At 43.7% G+C, this 12,802-nt stretch carries 11 protein-coding genes; 5 read left to right on the top strand and 6 right to left on the bottom strand.

Annotation, left to right across the window (positions count from 1 at the left end; translation table 11 throughout):
* Positions 1 to 25: 25 nt before the first annotated feature.
* Together FW774_RS07265 and FW774_RS07260 are read right to left on the bottom strand one after the other, a co-directional pair.
* On the bottom strand, positions 26 to 3,622 hold the full coding sequence (locus tag FW774_RS07265) for a TonB-dependent receptor (RefSeq protein ID WP_242457756.1): 3,597 nt from the start codon (positions 3,620 to 3,622) through the stop codon (positions 26 to 28).
* Between the two features lie 170 nt (positions 3,623 to 3,792).
* Positions 3,793 to 5,016, bottom strand: coding sequence for a FecR family protein (locus FW774_RS07260; RefSeq protein WP_149347509.1), 1,224 nt, complete (start codon positions 5,014 to 5,016; stop codon positions 3,793 to 3,795).
* 169 nt (positions 5,017 to 5,185) lie between these two features.
* Between FW774_RS07260 and FW774_RS07255 the strand changes: the two genes are divergently transcribed.
* The 4 genes from FW774_RS07255 to FW774_RS07240 all read left to right on the top strand — a co-directional run bounded on the left by FW774_RS07255 (position 5,186) and on the right by FW774_RS07240 (position 7,129).
* Complete coding sequence (locus FW774_RS07255; protein WP_149347508.1) at positions 5,186 to 5,665, top strand: Dps family protein; 480 nt, start codon at positions 5,186 to 5,188, stop codon at positions 5,663 to 5,665.
* A gap of 328 nt (positions 5,666 to 5,993) precedes the next feature.
* On the top strand, positions 5,994 to 6,542 hold the full coding sequence (locus tag FW774_RS07250; RefSeq protein WP_149347507.1) for a cob(I)yrinic acid a,c-diamide adenosyltransferase: 549 nt from the start codon (positions 5,994 to 5,996) through the stop codon (positions 6,540 to 6,542).
* An 81-nt stretch (positions 6,543 to 6,623) separates the two neighbouring features.
* Entirely contained in the window at positions 6,624 to 6,845 is a 222-nt protein-coding gene (locus FW774_RS07245; RefSeq protein ID WP_002996718.1) for a DUF2795 domain-containing protein, read from the top strand.
* A 131-nt stretch (positions 6,846 to 6,976) separates the two neighbouring features.
* The gene (locus FW774_RS07240; RefSeq protein ID WP_149347506.1) at positions 6,977 to 7,129 is read left to right on the top strand and encodes a lmo0937 family membrane protein; all 153 of its coding nucleotides are present in this window, start codon (positions 6,977 to 6,979) and stop codon (positions 7,127 to 7,129) included.
* A gap of 83 nt (positions 7,130 to 7,212) precedes the next feature.
* Here FW774_RS07240 and FW774_RS07235 read toward each other — a convergent pair whose 3' ends face one another.
* Entirely contained in the window at positions 7,213 to 7,887 is a 675-nt protein-coding gene (locus FW774_RS07235) for a 2-C-methyl-D-erythritol 4-phosphate cytidylyltransferase (RefSeq protein WP_149347505.1), read from the bottom strand.
* Positions 7,888 to 7,969: 82 nt separating this feature from the next.
* A complete protein-coding gene (gene queA / locus FW774_RS07230) occupies positions 7,970 to 9,019 on the bottom strand; it encodes a tRNA preQ1(34) S-adenosylmethionine ribosyltransferase-isomerase QueA (protein ID WP_149347504.1) in 1,050 nt (349 codons plus the stop codon).
* Positions 9,020 to 9,288: 269 nt separating this feature from the next.
* Here queA and FW774_RS07225 point away from each other — a divergent pair, with 269 nt between their 5' ends.
* Positions 9,289 to 10,536, top strand: coding sequence for an ABC transporter permease (locus tag FW774_RS07225; protein ID WP_149347503.1), 1,248 nt, complete (start codon positions 9,289 to 9,291; stop codon positions 10,534 to 10,536).
* A 21-nt stretch (positions 10,537 to 10,557) separates the two neighbouring features.
* Here FW774_RS07225 and FW774_RS07220 read toward each other — a convergent pair whose 3' ends face one another.
* Positions 10,558 to 11,733, bottom strand: coding sequence for a glycosyltransferase family 2 protein (locus tag FW774_RS07220; RefSeq protein ID WP_149347502.1), 1,176 nt, complete (start codon positions 11,731 to 11,733; stop codon positions 10,558 to 10,560).
* A 98-nt stretch (positions 11,734 to 11,831) separates the two neighbouring features.
* A complete protein-coding gene (locus FW774_RS07215; RefSeq protein WP_149347501.1) occupies positions 11,832 to 12,749 on the bottom strand; it encodes a glycosyltransferase family 2 protein in 918 nt (305 codons plus the stop codon).
* Positions 12,750 to 12,802: the final 53 nt, after the last annotated feature.

Below are 12,802 nucleotides of genomic sequence, written 5' to 3'. Positions count from 1 at the left end.
TTTATAGTTAGTGGTTAACGGCCTGTTATAATGTGAGGTTAACACCCAGCGAAAAGGTTTTACCCATGGGATAATTCTCTACCCGGTCTATGGATGTGGCTTTATTCGGATCGGAATAAGAGATACCGGAACCTGCCTGCTCAGGATCAATATATTTGGTGAGGTTACCAAACCGCCAGGTGAGGATGTTTTCTCCGCTGAAGTAGATACGTAATTTCTGTATGTTAACCTTTTGCGTTAATTTCTGAGGCAGCGTATAGCCCACGGTAAGATTTTTTACCCGCAGGTAGCCTACATTGGTGAGATAGTAATCGTTCACCTCGCCTAAAGAACGCTGCGCTCCCAGCGAAACATATCCACGGTAAATTTGTGGATACGTTTTTTCGGGATGTTCCGGTGTCCAGGCGTTGGATATTAGATCTTTACGGATGAACGAAAGATAAGGACGCTCATAGGTTCCCCAGAAAATATCACCTGTAGGATACCAGTCCTGGTGGGCAACACCTGTACCGGCTATTGAAATATCAAATGCTTTCCAGTCGGCGCCGAAGCTGAACCCAAACGGGAATCGTGGCATGGCATTACCGATAGATTGCAGATCGCCATGGTTGGCCAGGGTGTTATCGCCCTTATTAATGGCGCCATCACCGTTTACATCCACGTATTTAATATCGCCGGCACGCAGTTTTTTCCAATCCGCATTGGTAGCGGTGTTAAGCTCAAACTTATATACCTGTCCTAAGCTGGTTGAGGGGTTATTAAAGCTGTTCTGATAAGCCAGCGCTTCCTCATCCGACTGGAATTGTCCGGCGATGTGATAACCATAGATCTCACCCAGCTTTTGCCCTTCCCAGAATGAGCTCATCAGGCCATTGGGATTAGGATATTTGGTGATCACGCCATTGAAATTGTACACGCTGGCATAAGCCCTGAAATGAAGTGGTGCACCTGCAACCATAAACTGGTCGTTATAGGTAACTCCCAGCTCAAACCCGCGGTTACGCAGACTGGCAATGTTTTCTTTGGGTTCGGATGCGCCAAATACAGCGGGTAAAGGTTCGCCGGGCAGATACATGCCTGATATATTTTTCTCATACCAATCGAATGAAACGGTGAGCTTATCTTTGAGGAAACCTAAATCGGCTCCAAAATCAACGGTTTTTGAGCTTTCCCAACTGACTACACTGGGCAGCGGCGCAGGAATACCGACATAGTTTAATTTGGCATTATTATAAAGCCAGTTGGTTTGCCCTAATCCCATGATCTGGGTAAAGGTGTACAGATCAACATTCTGGTTGCCCAATTTACCGTACGAGGCCCGCAGCTTTAACGAGCTGGCTACTTTTTCAAGCGGTTTCCAGAAATTTTCCCGGCTGATATACCACCCTCCTGAAATGGATGGGAATAAACCCCAGCGGCTTTCGGACGGGAAACGGGAAGACCCGTCATAACGGGCATTGATTTCCAGCAGGTATTTGTTCCTGAAATCGTAATTAAACCGGCCGAAATAGCCTTGAACAGCCCACACACTGGCAGAACCATCGGCCTGTAATAGGTTTGTTCCCAGGTTCAGATTTGCCAGGTCTTCAATCAGCAGATCGCCTTGAGCGGCTGTAATGTCATCTGACTGGTAGTGCTCCTGGTTATATCCTAATAAGAGCTTAAAATGATGATCTTTGGCTATATCACGCGAATAAGTGCCATATATGTTCAGTGCATTATAATAATTGCGGTCACGGTCTTCGGTCAGCTTGTTCACCCCTCCGACCGTAGGCGTGGCCTTGGCCCCGGTAAGCACATCGTATTTATTCAAACGGACGCTATTGGCAATATGATTAATGGTATTGCTGTAGTCCAGGTTTAATACCATCCCCTTAAAGGGTGTTACTTTCCCGCTCAATGTATTGATGAACTGTTCGGAATAAAAGCGCTGGTAGTTGCTGCCTTTTTCCAGGGCGCCCTGGGCTCCGCTATTGTAATAATCAAACGGCATACCGTTTAACTCTTTTGGTAAGAACGGGAACAGGTAATACCAGGTAGTGGTGCTCCATATACCGCCGTAACCGTTTCTGGCACCGCCATAATCGATATGATTGTCTGTACTGAATTGGATATTATCAGCTATTTCGAGCCAGCTATTCGCTTTAAAGTTAACGTTTCCCTTCAGGTTATATTTGGTAAGATGCGGGTCTACGATATTCTGGATGGTGGCACTGCGATAGTACCTTCCCGAAAGGTACGCCTGCACTTTCTCATTTCCTCCCGAAAGGGAAATGTTATGGTTTTGCATGGGCTGCCACTTGCGGAACAGGTAGCTGTACCAGTTGGTATTTCCGAAGAATTTATAGCTGCCATCCGGCTGCTGCTCGTTAAAGGGAGCGAGTTCGCCGCTGGCTACCTGTTTGATTTTTTCCCAGTCAGCATCATTATAACCGGTGTAGGTTGTGCCGTTATAACCAAACAGGGCCGCATCTACGGTTTTTCCGTAAACGTAGGGATCTGATATATAATCTGTGCGGGTAGTGGTGGTGGTTTGCCCGAAGCTGTTGGTATAATCCACCGTCATTTTGCCAGCCTTACCTTTTTTAGTTGTGATGAGGATCACGCCAAAGGCGCCGCGTGCACCATAAATGGCAGAGGAAGCGGCATCTTTCAATACGGTTACGCTTTCCACATCGAGCGGATTTACACGGTCAATGCTGCCCTGTATTCCATCAATCAGGATGAGCGGCGATCCGCCGTTTATGGAATTGAAGCCACGGACGTTGATATCGGGTGCATCGCTGGGGTTTCCATTATTTGACTGGATGTTTAAGCCGGGAAGAAGCCCTTGCAATGATGTTGTAATATTTGGCGATGGCCGCGACTCCAGGTCCTTCGAATCAATCTGCGCCACGGCACCTGTTAAATTGATACGTTTCTGCGTTCCGTAACCTACCACCACGACTTCGCTAAGTCCCTGGGTGTCTTCCTTCAGGGTAATGCTCAATGGGCCGGTCTGACCTTTAACAGGGATCTCCTGGCTTACAAAACCGGTATAAGAAATTACCAGCACGGCATTGTTGTCTACATCCGGTAAGCTGAAATTACCGTTCGCATCGGCTATAGCCACTTTTATATCGCCTTTTATACGGATAGTTGCGCCCGGCAGGGGTTCGCCTTTACTATCGGTAACTTTGCCTTTTACATTAACGGGTGGCAGTTGTATCCCATCTGCCGTTTTTTCTTTTTTAACCCTGATCACCAGGGTATTATTTCGCAGGGTGTACACCAGGTTCTGGTCTTTAAATATCGTTCGGAGCGCTTCGTCAAAATTTTCATTGACCAGATTAACCGTTACCGGCCTGGCATTTTTGATCACTTCATTATTGTAAATAAAATAGTAGCCTGTTTGCTGGTGCAGGTCTTTAAAAACCTCCTTTAAGCTGCTGTTTTGCTTTGAAATAGTTACCCGTTGTGCAAAAGAAGTGGCACTAACGTGCAGGGTAAGGGTTAGCAGCATAATACCCGTTAATTTCATAATTAATAAGGCTTTTTTTGCAGGATTTCTTTCTATCGTTTCAGGTAAGCAGCCCGCATGACTAAACAGCATACGGACTTTACAATGTATCAGTTGTTTCATACATTTGTTTGTTTGGGTTAATGGTTAACGTTTGTGTTTTGCCGGTGATAAACCGGCAGATAAGATACGGCCCGAACAATACACCTTCCCGGCCGCAATCCGGGGAGGTGCTTTTCAGCCTGTTTGTTTAGATGGTCAAGTGTCTGGTTTCATGGCTGTCGTGTTTTGGTTTATTTCTTTTTTACAATAATCTTATTGCCTTTTATATCAAAGTTTGCTCCTCCGGCCGATTCGAGCAGGTTTAGCAATTCTGAAACGTAATTGCTGCGGGGCACCATACCTGTAAATGTAACGTCGGGTTTATCGCCCTGGTAAATTACATCTGCATCATACCACCGTTTAACCTGCTGCATTACCTTGTCAATGGGCGTATTATCAAATAAGAACACACCCGATTTCCAGGCTATGATAGATTCGGTATCGGCATGGGGAATAATGTCTATCCGCGAAGCGTTCTTACTGGTACGTGCCTGCTGACCCGGAACAAGCATTTTAGAGATTTCTGAACCTGCCGTACGCATGCTGACCTTTACCGATCCTTGCAACAAGGTGGTTTCCTGCATTTGCTCGTCGGGATAAGCCATTATATTGAAATGTGTACCAAATACCCGTACTTCCGTATGATTTGTTTCGACATAAAACGGCATACGCTCATTGTGTGCAACCTCAAAATAAGCCTCCCCGGTTAATTGAACGCGACGTTCGCTCCCGGTAAAAGCGGCAGGGAATTTTAGGGATGAAGCGGCATTTAGCCATACGTTTGTACCATCGGGCAAGATCAGCTGGTATTGTCCGCCACGGGGCGTGGTGATAGTATTTATTGCGTTACCACCGGCTTTGGCAGCAGCTCCGGTTAAATTATATACCAGCTGACCTTCGCGGGTTTTGCGGATAACACTATTTCCCTGGCTTGCTAAAACCCCCGTTCCGGTATTATTCAGTACAATGGTGCTGCCATCTGCCAGGGTAAGCGTTGCCTTATTACCGCCGGGCGCTATATCGTTACTGTATTTTTTTACAGCTTTTGCAACGGTAGCAACCGGTTTGCCGGAATTCCGGTACAGGTATAATCCGGCTCCCAGCATTATCACAATAGCAGCCGCAGCGGCTATGCGTTTAATGATCTGCTTCCGCAGTGGTATAATCCGGGCATCTTCTGCCTGTATCTGTGAGGTTACCCGATTGTACACCCGGTCAAACATTTCCCCTGCATCGGCCTGTTCCGCCGGGCTCATATTCGCAGGTTCCTGTAATTTTTCCTGTATTAATTCCCGTAACAGACCTTCATTCTGTGCTGCCCCGAATTGACCCAGCAGCCACTTTACCTCCTGCGGCGAGCACTGGTTGTTAATATACCTGGTGAGAATTTCCCGTATTTGATCCTGTTTTTTCAAAATGAATTTTACAGCTAATACGGACGGGAAAAATTTTACATCTGCTGGTAGAGAAAAAAATTAGTTGGTTGGTTAGTTTGTTACGTTGCTTGATAAAACTGATAAAAAAACGGATACCTTAAACAATTTGTATTATTATTCGTTTCTTTAAAGAAAAATAAATGTAATTATGAACGCAAATAAAATAGGGTTAGAAGAAAAGAAAATTAAACCCGTAGTAGATCAATTAAATGATTTATTGGCTAACTATCACATCCATTATCAAAAACTCAGGGGATGTCACTGGAATGTGAAAGGTAGTCATTTTTTTACCTTACATATTAAATTTGAAGAGCTGTATACCAATGCCCAGCAAACCATAGATGAATTGGCCGAACGTATTTTAACGCTGGGAAAACCACCTCACAGTACATTTGCCGATTATATTGCCAATTCGGTTATCAAAGAAGTGAATACCATCGGGGTTAAGGATATTGAGCTGGTGAAATTTATCCTGGACGATTTCAGCAAACTGATTGAGATAGAACGTGAAATTATGGATACTACCGCTGAAGTTGGCGATGACGGAACCAACGATATGATCAACAAGTTCATGCAATTTAAAGAGAAGAATACCTGGATGCTTCGGGCATTCTGTGGTGAGAACTAAGAGCCTGCTTAAATTTCAGATAAAGATTTTACAGGCTTTAATTAATGGACGGTGAAGACACCGTCCATGGCTTCCTGCCTGGCGCTGCTTTTTGGTCAGCCCTTTCGTATACCTTAAATCTTCATTTTTAAACAGACTCTAAGCTTAATTTTTAGCTTTGAATAGGTGCCGGGCAAAGCCCGGCATTTTTATTTTATACTGTAACCTGATTTGTAACCTTGTATTTTGGTTGCTTCCCCGGGGCTTTTCTGACTTTCGTTCTTCAGCCATGAACCATGAGCCATAAGCTACTCTTTGTTCTTGCCGTTCAACCTGATACTTTTGTAGCATGAAGATCTACACCAAAACCGGCGATAAAGGCGAAACTTCGTTAATAGGGGGCGTCCGGGTTCCGAAGTATCATTTGCGTATTGAATGTTACGGCACGGTAGATGAGCTGAATTCGTGCATCGGGTTGATCCGTGACCTGGGCGTAGAGGCTGATCAGGATGCTGTTTTAAGGCAGGTTCAGGACAGGTTGTTTGTTATTGGCTCATTGCTGGCCTCTGATCCTGAAAGATCAAAGATGAAAGTTCCTGATCTGAATAACGAGGATATTGCATTGCTGGAAACCGAAATTGATAATATGAACGCCGTATTGCCGGAACTCCGTCATTTTATATTACCGGGAGGCAGCGTGATCGTTTCGCATTGCCACATAGCACGTTGCGTATGCAGAAGGGCTGAGCGTTTGGTTGTCCATCTGGCAGAAGAATCGTTTGTGGATCAGCAGGTTATAATTTATCTTAATCGTCTGAGCGATTATTTATTTGTACTTGCCCGTAAATTGTGTTTTGATCATGGAATTGTAGAAAATACCTGGTTGCCACGTCTGTAAACACTTTGAATAAAAATATTTTATTTTCTTATTTTTTTTATTATACTTTTGCCGAAATTTTAGAACTCAAATTAGAACGTTATGTATTGGACCTTAGAATTAGCATCGCATTTAGAAGATGCGCCATGGCCGGCAACTAAAGATGAGTTGATTGATTATGCAATCAGGTCTGGTGCTCCAGTAGAGGTAATAGAAAATTTACAGGCTTTAGAAGATGACGGGGAACCGTATGAAAATATAGAGGAAATATGGCCTGATTACCCTACAAAAGATGATTTTTTCTTCAACGAAGATGAATATTAAAAAGCCCTGACAAAGGGCTTTTTTTATTGCCGGGAGGCCCATTAGCCGGGTAGGATACTAAAAAGCTCATGATAGTTAAAACAATTGCATGGTTTTTGGCATATTATAGATATAACCAAAAATTAAAAATTATGGGCAATCTACTTTATTTAATCGCAGTTATCCTTGTAATTATCTGGGCTGTGAGCTTTTTCGCGTATCATGTATCAGGTGGACTGATACATATCTTGTTGGTAATAGCAATAATCGCCATATTGCTTCGTGTTATTCGGAGCGCAGCATAAAGCGGTTTGATTCAGATAAGAGGTTGTTTACAAAAAAGCGACCTCTTTTTTGTTGAATTATTATCAGGCTGAAACTCCTGATTTCAGGCTTTTTGATGGCTGAGATAATATTCGGCAAAGGCCAAATCGGACGGGTAAGTTATTTTAATATTGCTGATATCGCCCGGTATCATCTGAATGGGAAAGCCGGCTTGTTCTACTACCGATGCATCGTCGGTAAATGACGGTTGATAGTCTGCCTGGTAGGCTTTCTTTAACATTTCTGACCAAAAGGTTTGCGGGGTTTGTACCAGGAATATCTCGTCGCGGTTTACGGATCCGGATGCTGAATACGTTCCCTGCCGGACGGAATCTCTGCTTACTATGGCGGTTACAGCGCTGCCGTGTTCTTCGGCAGTTTTAAAAGCGTTGCTAATGATATCAGCGCTGACTAACGGTCTTACGGCGTCATGTACGGCTATAACTGCGGGTTCTGATATACATTGCAAGCCATTTTTAACTGACTCAAAGCGTGTTGATCCTCCTGGTATAACCTGGTGCTTAATATCAAAGTGATATTGCCGGCATAACTCTTTCCAATAAGCATGATATGCTTCCGGCAGCACAACAATAATTGCCGGCTGGTACGCATTGGCATTGAAAGCGGCGATTGTATGCATTAAAACCGGTTTCCCGGCAATGGGTATAAACTGCTTGGGAATTTCCGACTGCATCCGGCTGCCCGAACCGCCTGCAACAATAATAGCGTAATAAGTCATCCTGATAAATAACTAAGGGACTAAGTTAGAAAAAGCAGGAGCTGAAAGCCAAATATCCACAACCAATCGAAGGCTTATCCGATCAGATGATCAGCATGGCATCGCCATAGCTGTAAAAGCGATATTTTTCTTTTACGGCTACTTCGTAGGCATTCATTACGTTTTCATATCCGCCAAAAGCGGCAATCATCATTAATAATGTTGATTCAGGTGTATGAAAGTTCGTAACCATGCTATTTGCAATACTGAAATCGTAAGGAGGGAAGATAAACTTGCTGGTCCAGTCGGAAGTTGCTTTCAGGGTATGATTTGCTGAAACCGCCGATTCAATAGCCCGCATGCTGGTTGTGCCTACCGCACAGATACGCCGCTTGTTCTCAATGCCTCTATTTACAATATCGGCAGCTTTCTGCTCAATAATAAATTGCTCTGAGTCCATTTTGTGCTTGGTCAGATCTTCAACCTCTACCGGACGGAACGTGCCCAAGCCTACGTGAAGGGTAACTTCTGCGAATTCAATTCCTTTGAGCTCCAGGCGCTTCATCAGTTCGCGGCTAAAGTGCAGACCGGCTGTAGGAGCTGCTACTGCACCTTCTTTTTTAGCATAAATGGTCTGATAACGTTCTTTATCTTCGGGAGTAGCTTTACGTTTAATGTATTTCGGAAGCGGCGTTTCGCCCAGTATTTCTATATTCCGTCTGAATTCTTCGTCGGTTCCATCAAATAAAAAGCGTATAGTGCGGCCTCTCGAGGTAGTGTTATCAACCACTTCGGCAACCAGCAGATCATCGTCGCCAAAATAAAGTTTGTTGCCAACCCGTATTTTGCGGGCGGGATCTACCAAGACGTCCCATAACCTAAGCTCATTATTCAGTTCGCGAAGCAAAAATACTTCGATGGTTGCACCAGTTTTCTCTTTATTACCATACATGCGTGCCGGAAACACCTTAGTGTTGTTTAAAATCATCACGTCATGCTCCTCAAAATATCCTAAAATATCTTTGAATATTTTGTGCTCAATAGCCCCGGTTTTGCGGTCAAGAACCATTAACCTGGCTTCGTCACGGTTTTCGGCAGGGGTGTGGGCTATTAAAGATTCTGGCAGATTAAACTTAAACTGGGATAATTTCATAAGTTGGCTTAACTAAATTTCAGGGCGCAAAGATAAAAAATATTAACTGCAATAGCTATAACCATAAAAAAAGTACTATGTTTTTTGTTTTTATTTGGCTAATGGCCGATAGCTATTGGCCATTAGCTAACAGCTACCGAAAGTAACAAGGCTCATAACCGTAACTCATAACAGGCAGCAATATAACCATTTAGCAATTCAACAATTAAAAGCAATTTACTCAATAGCCGCTCTGTAACTATTTTGATTATTTTTGGTCTAAACAAGGTATGATATTTTTTAAGCTGTTTGCCGAAAGTTTTGTGTTTGCCTTTTCTGCTTTGCGGGAAAATAAGCTGCGCACATTTTTATCACTGTTAGGTGTAACTATTGGTATTATGACCATCCTGGTTGTTTTTTCGGCTGTGGATACCTTCAGGGGGAAATTGCAGGAAAGCGTAGATAGACTGGGAAGCAACACCATTTATATCCAGAAGTGGCCCTGGCAGTTCGGCGGAAATTACCCCTGGTGGAAATATATGAACCGGCCACAGCCAAGTATCCGAGATTTTAACAAGCTGCAAAATCGCATAAGCGCCGCCAATGGCATAGCATACGAAATAGGTATTGGCAACCGGCTGATAAAATATCAGAGCAACAGCGTAGAGGGGGCTCAGCTGGCGGCAGCATCACACGATTATTATAAAACCCGTGTATTTGATTTTGATCAGGGACGCTATTTTACGGAGGCCGAATCAAGGGCGGGCAGCGCCATTGCCATTATCGGGTCGGATATTGCGGAAGGTTTGTTTCCCAACCAGACACCCATCGGCAAGGTAATTTCTGTGCTTGGCAGGAAAGTAACCGTTATCGGTGTTTTTAAGAAAGAAGGTGAGGACATGCTGGGCGTATCTTCTGATAAAACTATTTTGCTGCCATTGAATTTTGCCCGTAACGTAATTGATGTGGAAGCTGAGCGTTACGGCCCGCACATTACGGTTAAAGGCAGGGAAGGGGTATCGTTGGATGAGTTGGAGAGCGAATTGCAGGGCATTATGCGTTCGGTGCGCCGGTTAAGCCCGGGACAGGAAGACAATTTTGCGCTGAACAAATCGACCATACTTACCGCCGGTTTAGACCAGATGTTTGCCATTGTAAACTTTGCCGGTGCGTTTATCGGTGGATTTTCTATCCTGGTTGGCGGCTTCGGTATTGCCAATATCATGTTTGTTTCGGTTAGAGAACGTACACATATTATCGGAATACAGAAATCGCTGGGCGCAAAAAATTACTTTATTCTGCTGCAGTTTTTAATAGAATCGGTGATTTTATGCCTCATGGGCGGGGTGATCGGTTTATCTGTTGTCTATCTTCTGGCCTTTATATCCAAAATATTTTTTGATCTTATTATTGTTGTTGACTTCGGTAAAGTGCTCCTGATGTTTGTTTTATCAACGGTGATCGGGCTCATCTCCGGTATTATTCCCGCATACAGAGCTTCTCGGCTCGACCCGGTAGAAGCTATACGAAGCAAATAGTTAAAAGTAAAAAGTTGACTGCTACATTTTCCGCTTTGATTTTTCCCAGGCGGCGCTTTGCTGCTTGTTGAAATAGCGGAATATACCGGCCAGCACAGCGTAATTCATCATGCAGAAATAATAGGGTATAAACAGGATTTTTATACGTAAATGCCTGCTTTCTAATAAATAGCCTAAAACAGCCAGCAGGTAAAATAATACCTGGCCCGCAAATAGTATATTGTAAACCGGTTCGGGAAAACTTAATACAATGAACAGGTTGAGCAGAAAAGCCAGGATGAGCAGGAAAGGTGTAATGGTCCAGCGTAAAACGCGATGGCTGATGTACTGAAAACTTAACATTCCGTATTTGAAAATATTAAGCAGGCTTTTAAGCCAGATAATGGATTGCATGCCGCCGGCGGCAATGCGGATCTTACGTTTCAGTTCTTCCGGTATATTTTCCGATGCTGTTTCAATGGCGTAAGCGTCGGGTTCATACACAATGCGATAACCTTTTTGGGCGATGAGCATCGAGATCATAAAATCGTCAATAATAGCTGCGGCCGATACTGGTTGATATAATTCAGTTCGTACGCTGAATAACTCACCGGCAGCGCCAACTACCGAGTATAATTCAGAATCCCATTGCTTCAGCTTCGATTCATATTTCCAGTAAAAGCCTTCGCCTGCCGAGCTGGCGTCGGCTTCTTCGCCCGAAAATATGCGCTTCTCGCCTGCAACAGCGCCTACCTGCTTATCCTGGTAATGCCGGCAAATATGAATAAGAGCATCGGTATTCAGAAACGTATTGGCATCGGTAAACACAACGACCTCGGTAGTTACCTGTTCAACAGCCCGGTGCACCGCGGCAATTTTACCTTTACGTTCGGGACTATGCATCAGGGTTATTTGCGGGTATTGTGCAATAATTTCAGGGGTTTTATCGGTAGATCCATCGGTAATAAAAAGCAGTTGCAGTTTGTCTTTTGGGTAGTTCAGCGCCAGGGTATTGGCAATTTTTTCGGTGATAAAATCCTGCTCATTATAGGCAGCCACAACCAGCGTACAGCCTGGCAGCAGGTTGTGATCGGCATGAGGAACAGGACGTTTTCCTTTGAATAACTGCCTGATCTTCATGAACAGGTACAGCACAAAACCGTATCCTATAAAGGTATAAACAATGATGATGATGCTTAACCAGAAGATAATTTTCATTGTGTGTGTATCATTGTTATGGGTTATGTGTTGTGAGCCTCGTAGCCTGTAACATATTTTGGGTTCCCTTTTAGTTTTCTACTTTTCACTTTTCACTCTCAGCTTTTCACTTTATAACCCAGCTCCATACTATTTTTACTGTGTGATACATTCCACCAGATAGCCCGGAACAATACGCCGATAAAGTTGTAATTTTTTTCTTTGCAATAACGGATAATATTCCGGGGAGTTACCAGCAGCAGAAAGTAAAAAAAGAAAAACAATTGCTTAAACAACGGAGCGTTTCGCCGGGCGAATAATATCCGGTTACGGTTCATAAAATATTCTTTCAATGCACTACGGGCTCCTACCGAAACCGATTCCTTATGATAGATCAGGGCATTGGTGTTTACCCAAATTTCATATCCGGCACGTTTAAACCGGTCGCACCAGTCCATTTCTTCATAGTACAGGAAAAAGTTTTCAGCCATAAGGCCAACTTCATGCATTGCGCTGGCACGTATCATCATGGCTGCGCCGTGAGCATAACCTGTTGGTGCACAAATGTTATCGTATTGCCCGGTATCGATCTCAAACTGTCCGGGAGCGTTGTTAGCGATGGTATAATAGTTCATCGGCGTAAAGCCTATATATTGAATGGTATTTGGTTGTTGATAATACCGTATTTTTGGCGATATTACAGCAATTTTTGAGTTGTTTTCGAGGGGGGCGATAAGTGTTTCAATAAGACCGGGAGTAAACTCGGTATCGTTATTGACCATGAAAATATAATCGCCTGTAGCGTGTTGGATAGCAGCATTGTTTCCGCCGGCAAAACCCAGATTGGTGTTTAGCCGTATAAAATGCACCGAAGGATATTGATTGCGCCATGCAGGAGTAATATCGGGATCACTGCCGTTATCTGCTACAATAATTTCGATAGCAGGATAGGTGTTTACAGAAAAAATGGACGAAAGCAACTCTTCGGTAACTTGCGGCTGGTTATAATTAACGGTAATGACAGAAATTTTTTTCATTCCGGCATTAAGTTATAATTATTTCTAAAAAGAAATAGAAAGAAAAAATCCTG

Origin of the sequence: Pedobacter sp. BS3, from assembly GCF_008274585.1 — a bacterium.
GTDB lineage: Bacteria > Bacteroidota > Bacteroidia > Sphingobacteriales > Sphingobacteriaceae > Hufsiella_A.
This window is presented reverse-complemented; position numbering and strand designations above follow the sequence as displayed.

Coding starts and splice junctions, on each gene's coding strand:
- FW774_RS07265 (WP_242457756.1), bottom strand. CDS start 3,622: ATGAAACAACTGATACATTGTAAAGTCCGTATGCTGTTTAGTCATGCG.
- FW774_RS07255 (WP_149347508.1), top strand. CDS start 5,186: ATGAACGCAAATAAAATAGGGTTAGAAGAAAAGAAAATTAAACCCGTA.
- FW774_RS07250 (WP_149347507.1), top strand. CDS start 5,994: ATGAAGATCTACACCAAAACCGGCGATAAAGGCGAAACTTCGTTAATA.
- FW774_RS07245 (WP_002996718.1), top strand. CDS start 6,624: ATGTATTGGACCTTAGAATTAGCATCGCATTTAGAAGATGCGCCATGG.
- FW774_RS07240 (WP_149347506.1), top strand. CDS start 6,977: ATGGGCAATCTACTTTATTTAATCGCAGTTATCCTTGTAATTATCTGG.
- FW774_RS07235 (WP_149347505.1), bottom strand. CDS start 7,887: ATGACTTATTACGCTATTATTGTTGCAGGCGGTTCGGGCAGCCGGATG.
- queA (WP_149347504.1), bottom strand. CDS start 9,019: ATGAAATTATCCCAGTTTAAGTTTAATCTGCCAGAATCTTTAATAGCC.
- FW774_RS07225 (WP_149347503.1), top strand. CDS start 9,289: ATGATATTTTTTAAGCTGTTTGCCGAAAGTTTTGTGTTTGCCTTTTCT.
- FW774_RS07220 (WP_149347502.1), bottom strand. CDS start 11,733: ATGAAAATTATCTTCTGGTTAAGCATCATCATCATTGTTTATACCTTT.
- FW774_RS07215 (WP_149347501.1), bottom strand. CDS start 12,749: ATGAAAAAAATTTCTGTCATTACCGTTAATTATAACCAGCCGCAAGTT.